The organism is Streptomyces sp. NPDC030820 (assembly GCF_055572075.1).
Genome location: NZ_JBVIEB010000001.1, coordinates 1 through 16801, shown reverse-complemented (window position 1 = coordinate 16801; position 16801 = coordinate 1). Strand labels below are relative to the sequence as shown.

Below are 16801 nucleotides of genomic sequence, written 5' to 3'. Positions count from 1 at the left end.
AACCGATGGCCCGGCCGCGTACTGCCGAGCACAATCAGCCGATGGAACCCGTCACACTCACCACGGACCGCCTGATCCTGCGCACGGTCGGCCCGCACGACACCCAGGCGGTCCACGACGCCGCGCAGGACCCCGAGATCCAGCGCTGGACCACGCTGCCCTCGCCGTATCTGCCCGAGCACGCGAGCGGCTTCACCGAGCAGCTGGTCCCCGACGGCTGGGCGGAGGGTTCGATGTTCACCTTCGGTGTGTTCCTCACCGGCGGGGAACTCGCCGGCATGCTCGGTCTCACCATGCGTTCGCTCGGCGTGGCGGAGATCGGCTTCTGGGCGGCCAAGGAGCAGCGCGGCCACGGCTACGTCACCGAGGCCACACTCACCGCCTGCCGGTGGATCTTCACCGAGATCGGCGTCGACCGGGTCGAATGGCGCGCCGAGGTGGGCAACCGCGCCTCCCGCGCGGTGGCGGAACGCGCGGGGTTCACCATCGAGGGCACCCTGCGCTCCGCGCTCAACAACAAGGGCGTGCGTCGGGACTGCTGGGTCGGCTCCCTGCTCCCCTCGGACCTGGGCCTGCCGTCCACGGCGCCGTACCTGCCCGCCCGCGGCTAGCGAAGCCGCAGCTCACTGCGGACTGTCAGTGGCGCCCTCTATCGTCCGGGGCATGACGACCCTTCCGCGCCCGACCACCACCTTCACTGCGGACGACGCCCGCCGTATCGCCCTGCGGGCCCAGGGCTTCCTCGGTGCGCCCGACCGGCGGGCCGGAGTCCGCGGCGTGCTGCGCCACCTCGGCGCGGTCCAGCTCGACACGATCTCGGTCCTCGCCCGCTCCCACGAATTGGTGCCGTACGCCCGGCTCGGCGCGGTCGGCCGCAAGACGGTCGAGGCCGCCTACTGGACGGGCGCCCACGCCTTCGAGTACTGGTCGCACGCGGCGTGCATCCTGCCCGTCGAGGAGTGGCCGCACTTCGCCTTCCGCCGCCGCGCTTATCGCAACCGCCCGCACTGGAACCACGAGCTGCCCGAGGGTGTCTACGACCAGGTCATCAAGCAGCTGCGCGCGGAAGGCCCGCTGACCTCCACGGAGCTGGGCGGCGCGAAGAAGACGAGCGACTGGTGGGACTGGTCGGGCACCAAGGTCGCGGTGGAGCGCGCGCTGATGTACGGCGAGGTGGTGTGCGTCGAGCGGCGCGGCTGGAAGCGGGTGTACGACCTCGCCGAGCGCGCGGTCCCGGACGCGCTGCTGCACGACGAGCTGGACGACTCCGAATGCCTGCGCCGCCTGGTCCGGCTGGCCGGCGAGTCCCTCGGCGTCGGCACGCGCGCGGACATCGCCGACTACCACCGCCTCAAGGGCGAGCAGGTCGACGCGGTGATCGCCGACTCGGGTCTGGTGCCGGTCGAGGTCGAGGGCTGGGGAAAGCCGGCCTGGGCCGATCCGGCGGCCCTGGCGACTCCGCCGCGCGGCCGGCACCGCACCACCCTGCTGTCGCCGTTCGACTCGCTGATCTGGGAGCGGGCGCGCACGGAGCGGATCTTCGGCTTCACCCACCGCCTGGAGGCGTACGTACCCAAGCCGAAGCGGGTCCACGGCTACTTCTCGATGCCGGTGCTCGCGGGCGGCCGACTGGTCGGGCGGGTTGACCCGGCGCGTGAGGGCCGCACGCTGGTGGCCAGGCAGGTCACCCTGGACGGCCCGAAGGCGGTCCCTGCGGTCGCCGAGGCCCTGATCGAGGCGGCGACCTGGGTGAACTGCACGGACGTCCGGGTGGAGCGGGTGGATGCGCCCGGCCTGAGCGAGCCCCTGACGAGGGAACTCGCCGGCCTGCTCGGGTAGGCGCTAACGGATCTCGAGGATCTTCTCCCGCATCGCATAGACCACGGCTTCCATCCTGGAGTGCAGCTGGAGCTTCTCCAGGATGTTGCGGACGTGGTTCTTCACGGTGTTCTCGGAGATGAACAGCTCCTTGGCGATGTCCCGGTTGTTCATCCCGGTGGCGACGAGCTTGAGCACCTCCAGCTCCCGGTCGGTCAGCCGCGGCGCGGGCACCAGCCGGCGCTCGTCGGTGCGCTGGATCATCGACTTGAACTCGGTGAGGAGCTTGGACGCCATGGACGGGCTGATCTGCGACTGGCCGTCGGCCACCGCGCGAATGGCGGTCGCCACCTCGTCCGTGGAGATCTCCTTGAGAAGGTATCCGGTCGCGCCCGCCTTGATCGCGTCGTAGAGGTCGGCCTCCTCGTCGCTGATCGTCAGCATGATGATCTTGGCGCTGGGGGCGACCTCCTTGATGGAGGTGCAGGCCTCGATCCCGCCGCGCTTGGGCATCCGGACGTCCATCAGCACGATGTCGGGCAGCAGATCGGCGGCCTTGTCCACGGCCTCGGCCCCGTCACCGGCCTCACCGACGACCTGGATGTCCTCCTCGGCCGCGAGCACGATCTCCAGGCCGCGCCGGAAGAGGGCATGGTCGTCCACGACCAGGACCCTGATCGGCTCCGCGCGTACGGAGCCCGGGTCCGTGCCCATGCCGATGACACCGTCGTCGCCATCCTCGTCCCGCATCGGTCCGAAGGTGTCCGCCATCGTTCCTCCCCCTGAAGGCTGTGGCCTGTGGTCCTGTGCCATCGCCAACCCAAGGCAGCGGCCCACCGGTTGGGCCGGTCCGGCCATGATTTCATGCCCGGGCGGCACCGGGGTGACGGGCGAGGCGTGAAGTGGTCGCACACAGGTGCCCCTGGGGGCGCACACGCGCTTCCAGGGGCACCGGCTCGACGTGGGCCGGACGGGTCAGCCGCCCAGCGTGCCACCTGCCGCGGGGTGCTGCGCGTCAGCGACCATCGGGTCCGTGCTGAGGTGGATCACGCCGTAGTCGTAGGCGTGTCGCCGGTAGACGACGCTGGGTTCCTTCGTCTCCGCGTCGACGAACAAGTAGAAGTCGTGGCCGACCAGTTCCATCTCATAAAGGGCCTGGTCGAGGCTCATCGGGGCGGCGACGTGGGTCTTCTCGCGGACGACGAGGGGGCCTTCTCCCTTGACCTCCAGCGAGCCGATCTTCTTCGTCGGCACTCCGTCCGTCTCTTCCTCCTGGGCGGGGAGGCCGTTGCCGTTCAGCGTCGCCGCGCCCGGCACGTGGTCGGGAACCTCGGCCGCCGAGATCCGGCGTGCGCCTCGGCGGGAGAAACGCTTGTCGTGCTGCTTGCGCAGCCGGGCGTCCAGCTTCTCCGCCGCCAGGTCGAGTGCCGCGTACGGGTCGCTGGCCGCTGCCTCCGCCCGGATCACCGGACCGCGGGAGCGGAGCGTGATCTCCACTCGGTCACTGCGGTCGGCCTGTCGGGGGTTGGGCTCCTTGGACACCTCGACGTCGAGGCTGATCACCTTGGCATCGAGCCTCTGGATCTTCTCCAGCTTCAGCTTCTCGGCCACGTGCTTGCGGAACCGCTCGGGCACCTCGGTCTTGCGGCCTTTGACGACGATGTCCACGCAGAACTCCGTTCCCGGATCGCTCCGCTCCATCGGCGGAGCATCTCCCTTTTGCACCAGGTCCGGTGAGCACCGGACCTCGGACTCGGTGACTTCCACCTCCTCCTCCCCCAAGGGCGAGATCTCCACCCCACCGCCACGGGTGATTGCCGAAAACCCGCGGCACGGCATTCCGATATGAGAGGTGTGGCCTGCGCCTTTCCTCCCAACCGAACATATCTCGCCCGGACGGATGTCGTCACCCTCTACTCCGGCGTACCTCCGTTCAGGTGAATTACCCCTCTCACTACCTGCAACGATGCAGGTCGGCGGTCAGTTCCTGTTCATTTCGAAAGAATCCAGCGGAGCAGCGATCACGGCCGCATGGAGGGCATGCCGGAGGGTGTTCACGGACGCCTTTTCCGGTGCACCATGCACCCACTTCCCGCTCTCCCACCGCGCTCCGATCCGTCGTTCATCCCTTCCTTCCCGAGTTACGGCTCCGTACACGACTCTTCTCACTCCAGTTCCCTCCTCTGCCACCTCCCGGACAGCCCGCGCCGCCTCCGCGAGGCTGGCTCCCGTCGTGATCAGGTCGTCGACGAGCACGACGCGACCCACGCCAAGCAGCCGGCCAGCGCCCGCCGTCACCTCCAGCGCGCCCGTGAGGTTCGCCAGGCGCCGCCGAGCGTCCAGCCCGGCCTGGTCCGCCACCGGCCGCCGCTGCCGCAGCACGGCCGCCACCCTGGCCGGCGTACCGGTGCGCCGCAGCTCCCCGGCCGCCGCGAGCGCCATCCGCCGCACCGGATCGTGCCCACGCGCCCGCACGGCCCACCGGGCGGAGGGCACGGGCACGAGCAGCACGGGCCCGAAACCCGCGTCGAGCCCCGCCCGCACGGCTCGCGCCAGGGCCGCGCCCAGGGCCCCCGCGAGGGCCAGCGCGCCCCGCTCCTTGTGCGCGAGAAGCAGCGTGCGCACCTCCTCCGCGTACGGGGCCACCGCATGCACCACCGGCAGCCCGGCCGGCTCCGGCACCGGCCGCACCCGCCTCGGCGCCCGGCCGCACAGCGCGGCCCGGCACCGTGGGCAGAGCACCGTACGAGGTGCTCCGCAGCCCGCGCAGTCGGTCGGCAGCACCAGGTCGGTGAGGTCCTGCCACCACCCCCGCATGTCCACCACTGTGCCAACACGGAAGCGGCCCGGCCACCCCTGTGGAAAACGCCCTGTGGACAACCCGGGGAAGCGCACACCGCCCCTCACCCACACGGGGGAAGGGGCGGTGCGTGACGCCAGGCTCAGCCCGGATAGACCGGCGCCGTGCCGTCCTTGTCCACCTTCTGCCACTGCGACCCGGACGGCAGCCGTACGATCCCGTCCTCCGAGCAGGCCACCAGCGGCACCCGCTCGTCCTCGGACGCGGCGATCGACTTCACGCCGGTGAGCGCACCCGGCGCCGGCCCGTCGAGCGTGGAGCCGTCGACCTGGACGTACCGCATCTGCAGCACGCCGCCCTGCTCCCGGCCGGCCACGAGCAGCCTGCTGTCCCCGGCCCACGACAGGGCGCTGACCTGCTCCAGGTCTGGCGCAGCGGAGCGCAGTTCGACCACCGACGTGCCCTGCCCGGTGCCGTCGTCACGCTGGACCCGGCCGATGAGCAGGGACTGCTTGCCGGCCTTCTCCACCACGAGAGCGATCCGCACCCCGTCGGCGGCGACCCGCGCGTCCTTGATCCGGCCGGACAGGTCGGAAACCGCGACCTCCTCGGGCTTGGCGGCGCCCTGTTCCAGGACGTACAGCCGCGGACGGCGCGGATCCCGATCGGCCACCCACAGGTCGCCGCGGGCGTCCCAGCTCGGTGTCGTCAGCCGGTCGTCCAGGGTCGCGCCCTGGCTGGTCACCAGCGCGTTCCCGAGCGAACCACCCGACACCAGCGACGCCACGTACAACGACCGGCCCTGGTCGCCGACACCGGCCCCGCTGTGCTCGTCCCGCGACACCGCCACCGACTCGAACGTCTTGCCGCCCTCGCCCAGCGGACCCGGCACCGGTACGGCGCTGGTGGTGGTGCTCCCGGTCGGCATCCGCACCAGTCGGTGCTTGCCGTCGAGGTAGTACAGGTTGTCGGGGCTCTTGGCCGACCCGTGCCAGGCGGTGGCCTCGGCGCGCTCCTCGCTCAGGTCGCACAGCCGGTGGCCGCCTACGCCCTGCAGCTCGACGGACTCCAGCGTCGGCGCCAGGTTCCGCAACGTGAACAGCACCTGCGTCGCCATCTCGGTGCACTTGGTCGCCGCGACCTGGGACTCCTTGAGGTTCAGCGGCACGGTCAGCTTGTTCTGGTCGTCCGGAGCCAGCCCCGACACGTCCTTCTGCAGGGCCGTACCGGTCGGGAAGCTGGACCTGACGACCGGCCGGAGCCAGCGGGTGGGGCCGCTCAGCAGCGAGCGGACCATCTGCGTCATCGGATCCACCTTGCTGCGCACGAACACCGGATCGGCGACCGCCACCGGCTCCCCCGCGGACCCGACCGTCGTGCCGGAGGCAAAGTAGTACTTGTCGACGGGCGTGTAATTGCGCTGGAAGTCCGACTTGCCCATGACGACGCCGTCGGGCAGCGCGTCGATGCGCCACTGCCCGCTCTTGGCGTCCCGCGTCAGGTGCACCTTCTTGTGGTAGGAGCCGCCGGCCGGCTCGTACGCCTGCTGCGCGTCCACGGTCGCGACCATGCTGCCCGCGAGGACACAGGTGACGCTGCCCGTCCGCTCCGGTCCCGCGCCCGGCCGGCAGTCGGGCTCGATGCTCGGCCCGTTGGCGAGGACCGTGGTCGACCGCTCCGGCCGCCAGGTGTGCGCCGCGTCGGACGTCAGATACTTGCGGGCCGTGTCGTACGCCGGGTCGTCGCTGGTCAGCGCCTCCAGGAAGCCCTGCATGATCTCGGCGGGCCCGGCACCCTCGGCCGGCGGCATGGCGAACACCCGGACCCCGGTGTCCTGCCGCGGCGTGGACTCCACGTTCCGCAAGTCCCCGCTGTCCGGCATCGAGGCGCATCCGGCCAGCAGTACGGTCCCCAGGGCGGCGTAGGCCACCGCGCGTCCCGGCCGGGGCCGGACGCCCCCCTTGCGGTCAGCGCCCACGAAATGCCTCCCCTGGCTCGGTCGAGTCCTCCTTGCCGACCGCATCCGGCCGGGCCGCGCCCGCATCGGGGGCCGGGCGCGTGGTGGGCCCGTCGTCCGCACGCCGTGCGCCACCGGTCGGGCGGGGCACCACACGCGCGCCGTTGCCGGGCAGCGCGGCCGGATCGGCGGTGGGCGCGGCAGGGGCGAACCGCGGCGCGATCGGGGCGCGCGACGGCAGCCCGGGCGCCTGGGCGCCGCTGTGCTGCACGGGAAGGGTCGCCCGCTTCTCCTCGCCTCCGCCGGGCAGACCGGCCTCGTCGAGGCCGCGGTTGCGGCGCGAGTCCTTGGGCTCCAGCGGTATCGGCGAGCCCCGCAGCGGCTCGTCGGCGGTCCTGGGCAGCGTCAGCCGGAACTGGGAGCCGCCGCCCGGCTCGCCCCAGGCCTGCAGCCAGCCGCCGTGCAACCGCGCGTCCTCCAGGGCGATCGACAGCCCGAGGCCCGTACCGCCGGTGGTACGCGCGCGTGCCGGATCCGCCCGCCAGAAGCGGCTGAAGACCCGCGTGGCCTCGCCCGGCTTGAGTCCCACGCCGTAGTCGCGCACCGCGACGGCGACCGCGCCGCCCGCGGCAGCGAGCTTGACGACGACGTCCTTGCCCTCGCCGTGCTCGACGGCGTTGACGACGAGGTTGCGCAGCACGCGCTCCACACGACGGGCGTCGGCCTCGGCCACGACGGGCTGCTGATCGCCGACCACGCGTATGTGCGTGCCCTTGCGCTCGGCGAGCGGCTCGGCGCCGCTGACCACACGCCGGACGACCTCGCGGAGGTCTATCGGCTCGGCCTCCAGGGCCGCCGCGCCCGCGTCGAAGCGGCTGATCTCCAGCAGGTCCGCGAGGAGCGACTCGAAGCGGTCCAGCTGGTCGGCGAGCAGCTCGGCCGAGCGCGCGGTCACCGGGTCGAAGTCCTCGCGCGCCTCATGGATGACGTCGGCGGCCATGCGAACGGTGGTCAGCGGGGTGCGCAGCTCGTGCGAGACGTCCGACACGAAGCGGCGCTGCATCCGCGACAGGTCCTCCAGCTGCTGGATCTTCACCTGGAGGTTCTGCGCCATCTTGTTGAAGGCCTCGCCCAGCCGGGCGATGTCGTCCTCGCCGGTGACCTTCATCCGCTCCTGCAGCCGCCCGGCGGACAGCCGCTCCGCGATCCCGGCCGCCATCCGCACCGGCGTGACGACCTGGCGCACCACCAGCCAGGCGATGGCCCCGAGCAGCACGACCACGAACAGCCCCGCGGTCGCGAGAGTGCCCTTGACCAGGCTCAGGGACTTCTCCTCCTGCGTGAGCGGGAAGAGGTAGTAGAGCTCGTACGGCCGCCCGTTGGGGTCGTTGACCTGCTTGCCGATGACCAGCGCCGGCTGCGACTCCTTGCCGTTGGCGTAGACGATCCGGGTGTAGCTCTGGGCGGCCGTCGTACCGCTGTTGACCCGTTCGCGCAGGTCGTCGGGGATGCTGGAGGTCGGGTTGACGTTCCCGGAACCGCGCGGGCTGCGGCCGCCGCCGCTGTCGTCGCCGACGGGCAGCGTGACGACGTCGAAGGCGCCCGCGCCGCCGCTGGACAGCGACTCCACGAGGTCGCTCATCCACGGGATGACGTTCTGCGCCTGCCGGCCGTCCGCGGTCGCGGTGCCGTCGGCGGTGCCGCTGCCGGCGGCCGCACCCGCACCGGCGCCGCTGGCCGCCTCGTCCGCCTTCTGCTTGGCCACGGCGAAGCCGCCCGTGGCCTGGCTCTGTGAGGCCCTCACCTTCGCGTCCAGCAGACCGTTGCGTACCTGCCCGATCACGACGAAGCCCAACAGCAGCACGACGCCCAGGGACATCACCAGCGTGGTGGCGACGACCCGCAGCTGGATGTTGCGCCGCCACAGCCGCATCACCGGCAGCAGCGGACGGCGCACCCAGCGCAGCAGCAGCCTGATGACCGGACTGCCCTGGACCCCGCCCTCGAGCAACCCGCCCTCGAAGAGACTCCTGAACCGGGCACCCGCCGTCCGGCCGACAGGCCGCCCCGGACGGGCCCCGGACCGGCCGGGAGCCGAAGCGGCGCTGTCCCCGGACATGTCAGCTCGGCCCCGCCTTGTAACCGACACCACGGACGGTCACCACGATCTCCGGCCGCTCCGGGTCCTTCTCGACCTTGGAACGCAGCCGCTGGACGTGCACATTGACAAGCCGCGTGTCGGCGGCGTGCCGGTAGCCCCACACCTGCTCGAGCAGCACCTCACGGGTGAACACCTGCCACGGCTTGCGGGCGAGCGCGACCAGCAGGTCGAACTCCAGCGGGGTCAGTGCGATCGACTGCCCGTCCCGCTTCACCGAGTGCCCGGCCACATCGATGACCAGGTCACCTATGGTCAGCTGTTCCGGCGCCGGCTCCTCCGACCTCCGCAGCCGCGCCCGGATCCGGGCGACCAGCTCCTTCGGCTTGAACGGCTTGACGATGTAGTCGTCGGCGCCCGACTCCAGGCCCACGACCACGTCGACGGTGTCGCTCTTCGCCGTGAGCATCACGATCGGCACCCCGGACTCGGCCCGGATCAGCCGGCACACCTCGATGCCGTCCCGCCCGGGCAGCATCAGATCGAGCAGAACCAGATCCGGCTTGGTCTCCCGGAAAGCGGCCAGCGCCTTGTCGCCGTCGGCTACGAAAGACGGCTCAAAACCTTCACCACGCAGCACAATGCCGAGCATCTCGGCCAGTGCGGTGTCGTCGTCGACGACAAGGACTCGTCCCTTCATAAACGACATCATCCCATTCTCATAACAGCGACAGGCGCCCTGGTGAGGGAGGTCACTGGCCGGTGACGATAGTCGTACGGAGCCGTCACTGTCTGCCCCCGTCCGCCGACGGTCGAGCCGGCATCAGCCCATCAGCCGCTCGTGACCTGGTGCGACCTGGCGCACAGCTCCGCAAGAGCCTCGGCCGTCACGGGTGAGACGGCCCCCTCCTCGGTGACGATGGCCGTCACCAGCTCGGGCGGCGTCACGTCGAACGCCGGGTTGTACGCGTGGGTCCCCAGGGGCGCCACCGGAACCCCGCCGCCCGCTCCCGTCACCGGAACCTGAGGCGCCGCGATCTCGGTGACCTCGAAGCCGGGTCGCTGCTCGACCTCGATGGACGCCCCGTCGGGCGTGCCCGGATCGACCGTCGTCACCGGCGCCACCACGATGAACGGCACATGGTGGTACCGCGCCAGCACAGCGAGCGGATAACTCCCCACCTTGTTCGCCACCGAGCCGTCGGCCGCGATCCGGTCCGCCCCGATCAGCACCGCGTCCACCTCACCGGCCGCAAGCAGCGAACCCGCCGCGTTGTCGGTGAGCAAGGTGTGCGCCATACCGGTGCGGGCCGCTTCGTACGCCGTGAGGCGCGCACCTTGCAGCAACGGACGTGTCTCGTCCACCCACAGCCGCCGCAGCCGCCCCTCACGATGCGCCTTGAGAGCCACCGCGAAGGCCGTGCCCTCACCCCCCGACACCAGCGAACCGCTGTTGCAGTGGGTGAGGATCCGGTACCCGCCGCCGGGCACCAGCTCGTCCAGCAGCGCCAGTCCGTGAGCCGCCATCCGGGCGCTGGCCTCGGCGTCCTCCCGGTGCAGCGCCCGCGCCGCGGCCAGCGCCGCCGTCGCCGCCTCGGTGGGATCGCCGCTCTTCGCCAGCCCGGCCTGATACGCGGCCTGGGCGCGGCGCACGCCGACGGACAGGTTCACCGCGGTGGGCCGGGCACCCTCGAGGGCCTGCGCCGCCTCGGCCACGTCGAATCCGCGCGCGGCGGCGAGCGCGACACCGTACGCCCCCGCGATCCCGAGCAGCGGCGCCCCGCGCACGGCGAGCGAACGGATCGCCTCCACCAGCGCCGGCGCGTCCGTGCACACCAGCTCGACCTCTTCGGCCGGCAGCCGCGTCTGGTCGAGAAGCACAAGCACCGGGCCTTCGGGTGGTTCCTCCCATCGGATCGCAGGTATCTCGGTCGGCCGCTTGTCGTCGGTTCGCGCCTGTTGATCAGCCATGCGGTCAGTCTGCCCCGGATCCGGCTGACAATTGAAGGCATCCAGCGCCCACCGCGGCTGGTCCCTTGATGACCACCCCATGGCACGATGGCTGCCAACCTGCCGCCGCGACCGCGGACGGGCACCGAGAAGGAGCTTCGATGACAGACACTCCGGGCTGGGCCTCGCCCGGAACCGCACCGTCGAACGAGGGGCGGGAACCCGGCGAGTCCGGTCCCGCCGAGCCTGCCGACCGCCCCGGCGACACCGCATCCCCGGCGCAGCCGCATGCCGACACGCAGGGCCCAGGCGTGAAGTGGTCCAAGGACCAGCCGCCACCCAGCCAGTGGTCCGCGCCCACCGGTGCCCCTGGCGCCCCCCAGACCCCGCCGCCCCTGCCGCCCGGCCCGGGTTGGACCGGACAGCCGCCCGGCGGCCCCGGCGGCTACGGAGGCGGGTACGGCGGCCCTTCCCGCGGTCACGGCGGTTACGGCGGCCCTGGCGGTTACGGAGCCTGGGGCGGCGGCTGGGGCGGTCCCCCGCCCGCGGCCAAGCCCGGTGTCATCCCGCTGCGCCCGCTCGGCGTCGGCGAGATCCTCGACGGCGCCGTCTCCACCATGCGCACCCACTGGCGCACGGTGCTCGGCATCTCGCTTGCGGTGTCCCTGCTCCTGAACACCAGCATGGTTCTGCTGCAGGGCCTCGTCCTGAACGACACCGTCGTCCAGACGACGATCAACGACCCGAACAACGCCAGCCCCGACGAAGCGCTCCACGCCCTGCGCGAGACCATGATCGGCACCGGCATCGTCTCGGTGATCCGCACGGTCGCCATCATCCTTTTGACCGCCCTGCTCACGATCATCACCAGCCGGGCCGTCCTCGGCAGGTCGATCACCGCCGGCGAGGCCTGGCGAGAATCCCGCCCGCAGATCCTGAAACTCTTCGGACTGCTCATCCTGCTCGGCCTGATCTTCGCCGGTGTCGTACTCGTCGGTGGACTGCCCGGCCTCCTCGTCCTGCTCGCCGGGAACAGGGACGGCGGAGCCGCTCTGCTCGTCCTCGGCTTCCTCGCGGCCACCGTCGTCGCGGTATGGCTGGGGATCCGCTTCTACCTGGCCGCGCCCGCCCTGATGCTGGAGCGACAGGGCATCGTGCAGTCCCTGAAGCGCTCCGCGAAACTCGTCCGCGGCTCCTGGTGGCGCACCTTCGGCATCGTGCTGCTCACCCTGCTCATCACCGTCATCGTCGCGTCGGTCATCTCGATCCCCTTCACCCTCATCGGGGCCGCCGTCAGCGGCGACAGCACGGGCGACGTGCTCGGCACCAGCGGCGGCCACATCGGCTGGACCGCCCTGATCATCCGGGGTATCGGCGCCCTGATCGGCACCACGCTCACCCTGCCGATCAGCGCGGGCGTCACCGTGCTCCTCTACATCGACCAGCGCATCCGCCGCGAGGCTCTCGACCTCGAACTGGCCCGCGCCGCCGGTGTCCAGAGCACCGGCGGGCCCGGTCCCGTCCCGGGGAGCTGATGCGGTGAGTCTCACGGGGGGAGTGCACGCGGCGGCGGCCACGTCCGGCGCCGGCGGCACGGTCGTACGAGGCCTGCTGCGCGCGGCGGACACGGCCGTCCGCGCAGCGGGCGGCTCGGGAGACGGGTCGCCCGTGACCATTCCGCGCGATCCCGCGCGGAAGGCGGCACGCCGCGAGCTGTCCAAGCGGCTGTACCACGAGAACGACCCCGGGCTGTTCCAGCGTGCACTGAACGCGTTCTGGGACTGGCTCGGCCGGCTGTTCGACTCGGCCGCCTCGGCGACACCCGGCGGCATGATCGGCCTGGTCGTCGTGGTCCTGATCGTCCTCGCCGTCCTGGCCGCGCTGTGGTGGCGCCTGGGCACCCCGCGCCGGCAACCCTCCTCAACCGCCCCCGCCCTGTTCGACGACCGCCCCCGCAGCGCCGCCGAACACCGCGCGGCCGCCGAGGCACACGCGGCCCAGGGCCACTGGACCCAGGCCGTGCAGGAACGCATGCGGGCCATCGTCCGCTCCCTGGAGGAACGCACCCTGCTCGACGTCCGCCCGGGCCGCACCGCCGACGAAGCGGCCGCCGAAGCCGGCCGGACCCTGCCCGCACACACCGACCGACTGCGGGCCACGGCCCGCGAGTTCGACGACGTCACATACGGCGGGCGCAGGGCGACCGAGCAGTCGTACCACCGCATCGCCGAACTCGACCGCGACCTGGAACGTGCCAGGCCCGCCCTCGCCCACAGCACCACCAGCACGGCCCACACCGCCCACCAGGGGGCCGTCGAGTGACCGCCGAGGCCACCCTGCCGACGACCTCCACCGCGCCCACCGTCCGCCAGGTGTGGACCCGCGCGCGAGGTATCGCACTCGCCGCCGTGCTGATCCTGGTGGCGGCCGTCGCCATGGCGGCCGTACGCTCCACCGTCCGGCACGGCGCACTGGACCCGCGCTCCGCCGACCCCTACGGCAGCCGTGCCGTCGCTCAACTCCTCGCCGACCGGGGCGTCTCCACACGCGTGGTCACCACGCTCGGCGCCGCACGGGACGCCGCAGGGCCGGACACCACTCTCCTGGTCGCCGTACCCGACCTGCTGACGAGCCGTCAACAGGCCCGGCTGCGCGAGGCCACCGCCGCCTCCGGCGGGCGCACCGTCCTGGTCGCGGCCGGCACTCCCTCCGTCGAACGGCTCGCCCCGGGAGTCACCGCAGACCCCGCCACCAGCAGCGCCACCACGCTCGCCCCCCACTGCACCCTGCCCGCGGCCCGGCGTGCGGGCAGCGCCGACACCGGCGGCATCCGCTACACCACCACCCGCCTCGGCGCCGACCGCTGCTACCCCAGTGCGCGCCTCGCCACTCTGCTGCGCGTCCCCGAGACATCCGGGGGCGGCGACACCGTCGTGCTCGGCGCGCCCGACATCCTCTACAACGACCGCCTCGACAAGCAGGGCAACGCCTCGCTCGCCCTCCAACTCCTCGGCTCCCGCCCCCATCTGGTCTGGTACCTCCCCTCGCTCTCCGACACCTCGGCCACCGGCACCGGCGACCAGAAGAACTTCCTCGACCTGCTCCCCTCGGGCTGGCTCTGGGGCACGCTGCAGCTCTTCATCGCAGCGGTCCTCGCCGCCTTCTGGCGGGCACGCCGCTTCGGCCCTCTCGTGCCCGAAAGACTCCCCGTCGCAATCCGCGCCTCCGAGACCGCCGAAGGACGCGCCCGCCTCTACCGCAAGGCCGACGCCCGCGACCGCGCGGCCGACGCTCTTCGCTCCACGACCCGCACCCGCCTCGCCCCCCTCGTCGGCGTCCCCGTCACCCAGGCGCACACGCCCGAGGCTCTGCTCCCCGCTCTGTCCGCCCACCTCACCGGCGAGCAACAGGCCCTGCACTCCCTCCTCTTCGGACCGCCGCCCGCCGACGACGCGGCTCTTATCGCACTCACCGACCGACTCGACGCCCTCGAAAGAGAGGTACGCCGTTCATGATGGACCCGACCACTGACAACGCCGGGAACACCGGGGACCTGGGCACCGCCCGAGCCTCCCTGGAAGCCCTGCGCGCCGAGATCGCCAAAGCCGTGGTCGGCCAGGACCCCGCCGTGACCGGCCTCGTCGTCGCCCTCCTCTGCCGCGGACACGTTCTCCTTGAAGGAGTCCCCGGAGTCGCCAAAACGTTGCTCGTCCGCGCTCTGGCATCCGCACTCGAACTCGACACCAAGCGCGTCCAGTTCACTCCCGACCTGATGCCGAGCGATGTCACCGGATCCCTCGTCTACGACACCCGCACCGCCGAGTTCTCCTTCCAGGAGGGCCCGGTCTTCACCAACCTCCTGCTCGCGGACGAGATCAACCGCACCCCGCCCAAGACCCAGTCCTCCCTCCTCGAAGCCATGGAGGAACGCCAGGTCACGGTCGACGGCACCCCGCGCCCGCTCCCCGAACCGTTCCTCGTCGCCGCGACGCAGAACCCGGTCGAGTACGAAGGCACGTATCCCCTCCCCGAAGCCCAACTCGACCGTTTCCTGCTCAAACTGACGATCCCTCTGCCGTCCCGCCAGGACGAGATCGACGTCCTGACCCGGCACGCCTCGGGCTTCAACCCGCGCGACCTGCGCGCCGCCGGCGTACGCCCTGTCGCCGGACCCGCCGACCTGGAAGCGGCCCGCGTCGCCGTCGCGAAGACGACCGTGTCCCCCGAGATCACCGCCTACGTCGTGGACATCTGCCGCGCCACCCGCGAGTCGCCCTCCCTCACCCTCGGCGTCTCCCCGCGCGGCGCCACCGCCCTCCTGGCGACCTCGCGCGCCTGGGCGTGGCTGACGGGCCGCGACTACGTCATCCCCGACGACGTGAAGGCCCTCGCCCTGCCCACTCTGCGGCACCGGATCCAGCTGCGTCCGGAGGCCGAGATGGAAGGCGTGACGGCGGACTCCGTCATCAACGCCATCCTCGCCCACGTCCCGGTCCCCCGCTGATGGCACTCACCGGACGCGCCGCCCTCCTCGCGGCCCTCGGTTCGATCCCGGTCGGCATCCTGGAACCCGGCTGGGCGGGCATCCTCGCCGTCAACGGCCCCCTGGCCCTCGCCTGCGCCTGCGACTACGCGCTCGCCGCCCCCGTACGGCGCCTCATCCTGTCCAGGTCCGGAGACACCTCCACCCGCCTCGGGGAGACCGCCGACGTCACGCTCACGGTCACCAACCCGTCCCGCCGCCCCCTGCGGGCGCAGCTGCGTGACGCATGGCCGCCCAGCAGCTGGCAGCCGGGCACCGAGATCGAGGCTTCCCGGCACCGACTGACCGTCCCCCCGGGCGAACGCCGACGCGTGACGACAAGGCTGCGCCCCACCCGCCGCGGCGACCGCCACGCCGACCGCGTGACCATCCGTTCCTACGGGCCCCTCGGCCTGTTCTCCCGCCAAGGCACCCACAAGCTGCCCTGGTCCGTACGAGTTCTGCCCCCTTTCACCAGCCGAAAGCATCTCCCGTCGAAACTCGCCCGATTGCGTGAACTCGACGGCCGCACGAGTGTGCTGACCCGCGGCGAGGGAACGGAGTTCGACAGTCTGCGCGAGTACGTCCCCGGGGATGACACCCGCTCGATCGACTGGCGCGCCACCGCCCGCCAGTCCTCCGTCGCCGTCCGCACCTGGCGCCCCGAACGCGACCGTCACATCCTGCTCGTCCTGGACACCGGCCGCACCTCCGCCGGCCGCGTGGGCAACGCACCACGCCTCGACGCCTCCATGGACGCCGCGCTCCTCCTCGCGGCCCTGGCCTCCCGAGCCGGCGACCGCGTGGCACTCCTGGCGTACGACCGCCGGGTACGAGCCCTGGTCCAAGGCCGCTCGGCAGGTGACGTACTGCCGGGCCTGGTGAACGCGATGGCACCGCTGGAACCGGAACTCGTCGAGATCGACGCCCGCGGCCTCACTGGAGCAGCTCTGCGTACGGCACCTCGCCGCTCCCTGATCGTGCTGCTCACGACGCTCGACGCAGCCCCCGTGGAACAGGGTCTGCTCCCCGTGCTTCCACAGCTCACTCAGCGGCACACCCTTCTGGTCGCTTCCGTGGCCGACCCGCACATCGCCCGAATGGCAGAGTCCCGGGGCAGCGCGGAGGCGGTTTACGAGGCAGCGGCGGCGGCTCAGGCCCAGAGCGAGCGTCAGCGCACGGCTGAGCAGCTACGACGGCATGGCGTGACGGTTGTGGACGCGACGCCGGAGGATCTGGCGCCGGCATTGGCGGACGCATATCTGGCTCTGAAGGCGGCGGGCCGGCTCTGATCCGCCTGGCTCTGCCGCCCTTCGGGATATTACGGCCCCCCTAAACGCAGAAAGGCCCACGCCTGGTGGCGTGGGCCTTTCTCAAGAATTGTTCGGCGGCGTCCTACTCTCCCACAGGGTCCCCCCTGCAGTACCATCGGCGCTGTGAGGCTTAGCTTCCGGGTTCGGAATGTAACCGGGCGTTTCCCTCACGCTATGACCACCGAAACACTATGAAACTGTGAACGCCGCACCGCCATCATGGCGGGGCTGTTCGTGGTTTCAGAACCAACACAGTGGACGCGAGCAACTGAGGACAAGCCCTCGGCCTATTAGTACCGGTCACCTCCACCAGTTACCTGGCTTCCAGATCCGGCCTATCAAC

At 71.7% G+C, this 16801-nt stretch carries 14 protein-coding genes and 1 rRNA gene; 7 read left to right on the top strand and 8 right to left on the bottom strand.

The features are described 5' to 3' along the window. The first annotated feature begins 41 nt into the window (after positions 1–41). Both ACZ418_RS00075 and ACZ418_RS00070 read left to right on the top strand, forming a co-directional pair. Positions 42–611, top strand: coding sequence for a GNAT family N-acetyltransferase (locus tag ACZ418_RS00075; protein WP_468354438.1), 570 nt, complete (start codon positions 42–44; stop codon positions 609–611). 52 nt (positions 612–663) lie between these two features. Next, positions 664–1839 carry a winged helix-turn-helix domain-containing protein gene (locus ACZ418_RS00070; protein WP_468354435.1) on the top strand — a complete coding sequence of 392 codons (1176 nt, stop codon included), beginning with the start codon at positions 664–666 and terminating at the stop codon, positions 1837–1839. Positions 1840–1842: 3 nt separating this feature from the next. On the opposite strand, the gene ACZ418_RS00065 is transcribed toward ACZ418_RS00070, so the two are convergent. The 7 genes from ACZ418_RS00065 to mtnA all read right to left on the bottom strand — a co-directional run bounded on the left by ACZ418_RS00065 (position 1843) and on the right by mtnA (position 10644). Next, the gene (locus tag ACZ418_RS00065; RefSeq protein WP_468354432.1) at positions 1843–2589 is read right to left on the bottom strand and encodes a response regulator; all 747 of its coding nucleotides are present in this window, start codon (positions 2587–2589) and stop codon (positions 1843–1845) included. 204 nt (positions 2590–2793) lie between these two features. Beyond that, positions 2794–3486 carry a ribosome hibernation-promoting factor, HPF/YfiA family gene (gene hpf / locus ACZ418_RS00060; RefSeq protein ID WP_468356818.1) on the bottom strand — a complete coding sequence of 231 codons (693 nt, stop codon included), beginning with the start codon at positions 3484–3486 and terminating at the stop codon, positions 2794–2796. 312 nt (positions 3487–3798) lie between these two features. Then, positions 3799–4635 carry a ComF family protein gene (locus tag ACZ418_RS00055; protein ID WP_468354428.1) on the bottom strand — a complete coding sequence of 279 codons (837 nt, stop codon included), beginning with the start codon at positions 4633–4635 and terminating at the stop codon, positions 3799–3801. Between the two features lie 125 nt (positions 4636–4760). Beyond that, positions 4761–6596 carry an LpqB family beta-propeller domain-containing protein gene (locus ACZ418_RS00050; RefSeq protein ID WP_468354425.1) on the bottom strand — a complete coding sequence of 612 codons (1836 nt, stop codon included), beginning with the start codon at positions 6594–6596 and terminating at the stop codon, positions 4761–4763. After that, complete coding sequence (gene mtrB, locus ACZ418_RS00045) at positions 6586–8694, bottom strand: MtrAB system histidine kinase MtrB (protein ID WP_468354422.1); 2109 nt, start codon at positions 8692–8694, stop codon at positions 6586–6588. The genes ACZ418_RS00050 and mtrB overlap by 11 nt, the downstream gene beginning before the upstream one ends. Before the next feature lies 1 nt (position 8695). Continuing rightward, on the bottom strand, positions 8696–9385 hold the full coding sequence (mtrA, locus tag ACZ418_RS00040; protein ID WP_191870552.1) for a two-component system response regulator MtrA: 690 nt from the start codon (positions 9383–9385) through the stop codon (positions 8696–8698). A gap of 119 nt (positions 9386–9504) precedes the next feature. Then, on the bottom strand, positions 9505–10644 hold the full coding sequence (gene mtnA, locus ACZ418_RS00035) for an S-methyl-5-thioribose-1-phosphate isomerase (RefSeq protein ID WP_468354418.1): 1140 nt from the start codon (positions 10642–10644) through the stop codon (positions 9505–9507). 140 nt (positions 10645–10784) lie between these two features. Here mtnA and ACZ418_RS00030 point away from each other — a divergent pair, with 140 nt between their 5' ends. The 5 genes from ACZ418_RS00030 to ACZ418_RS00010 are packed head-to-tail and all read left to right on the top strand — an operon-like array spanning position 10785 to position 16437. After that, on the top strand, positions 10785–12158 hold the full coding sequence (locus tag ACZ418_RS00030) for a glycerophosphoryl diester phosphodiesterase membrane domain-containing protein (RefSeq protein ID WP_468354415.1): 1374 nt from the start codon (positions 10785–10787) through the stop codon (positions 12156–12158). Between the two features lie 4 nt (positions 12159–12162). Further along, complete coding sequence (locus tag ACZ418_RS00025; RefSeq protein WP_468354412.1) at positions 12163–12945, top strand: DUF4129 domain-containing protein; 783 nt, start codon at positions 12163–12165, stop codon at positions 12943–12945. Beyond that, positions 12942–14138 (top strand): DUF4350 domain-containing protein, encoded by a 1197-nt coding sequence (locus ACZ418_RS00020; RefSeq protein WP_468354409.1) that lies wholly within the window; start codon positions 12942–12944, stop codon positions 14136–14138. Before ACZ418_RS00025 ends, ACZ418_RS00020 begins: the two co-directional genes overlap by 4 nt. Then, positions 14138–15127 carry an AAA family ATPase gene (locus ACZ418_RS00015; protein ID WP_468356815.1) on the top strand — a complete coding sequence of 330 codons (990 nt, stop codon included), beginning with the start codon at positions 14138–14140 and terminating at the stop codon, positions 15125–15127. Before ACZ418_RS00020 ends, ACZ418_RS00015 begins: the two co-directional genes overlap by 1 nt. Then, entirely contained in the window at positions 15127–16437 is a 1311-nt protein-coding gene (locus ACZ418_RS00010) for a DUF58 domain-containing protein (protein ID WP_468354406.1), read from the top strand. The genes ACZ418_RS00015 and ACZ418_RS00010 overlap by 1 nt, the downstream gene beginning before the upstream one ends. 90 nt (positions 16438–16527) lie before the next feature. Here ACZ418_RS00010 and rrf read toward each other — a convergent pair. Continuing rightward, positions 16528–16644 (bottom strand): 5S ribosomal RNA (gene rrf, locus ACZ418_RS00005). Between the last annotated feature and the right edge of the window lie 157 nt (positions 16645–16801).

Excerpts from the sequence above, each read along its gene's own strand:
- ACZ418_RS00015 (WP_468356815.1), top strand. The coding sequence starts at position 14,138 with ATGGACCCGACCACTGACAACGCCGGGAACACCGGGGACCTGGGCACC.
- mtrB (WP_468354422.1), bottom strand. The coding sequence starts at position 8,694 with ATGTCCGGGGACAGCGCCGCTTCGGCTCCCGGCCGGTCCGGGGCCCGT.
- ACZ418_RS00065 (WP_468354432.1), bottom strand. The coding sequence starts at position 2,589 with ATGGCGGACACCTTCGGACCGATGCGGGACGAGGATGGCGACGACGGT.
- ACZ418_RS00075 (WP_468354438.1), top strand. The coding sequence starts at position 42 with ATGGAACCCGTCACACTCACCACGGACCGCCTGATCCTGCGCACGGTC.
- ACZ418_RS00070 (WP_468354435.1), top strand. The coding sequence starts at position 664 with ATGACGACCCTTCCGCGCCCGACCACCACCTTCACTGCGGACGACGCC.
- ACZ418_RS00055 (WP_468354428.1), bottom strand. The coding sequence starts at position 4,635 with ATGCGGGGGTGGTGGCAGGACCTCACCGACCTGGTGCTGCCGACCGAC.
- ACZ418_RS00030 (WP_468354415.1), top strand. The coding sequence starts at position 10,785 with ATGACAGACACTCCGGGCTGGGCCTCGCCCGGAACCGCACCGTCGAAC.
- mtrA (WP_191870552.1), bottom strand. The coding sequence starts at position 9,385 with ATGATGTCGTTTATGAAGGGACGAGTCCTTGTCGTCGACGACGACACC.
- mtnA (WP_468354418.1), bottom strand. The coding sequence starts at position 10,644 with ATGGCTGATCAACAGGCGCGAACCGACGACAAGCGGCCGACCGAGATA.
- ACZ418_RS00010 (WP_468354406.1), top strand. The coding sequence starts at position 15,127 with ATGGCACTCACCGGACGCGCCGCCCTCCTCGCGGCCCTCGGTTCGATC.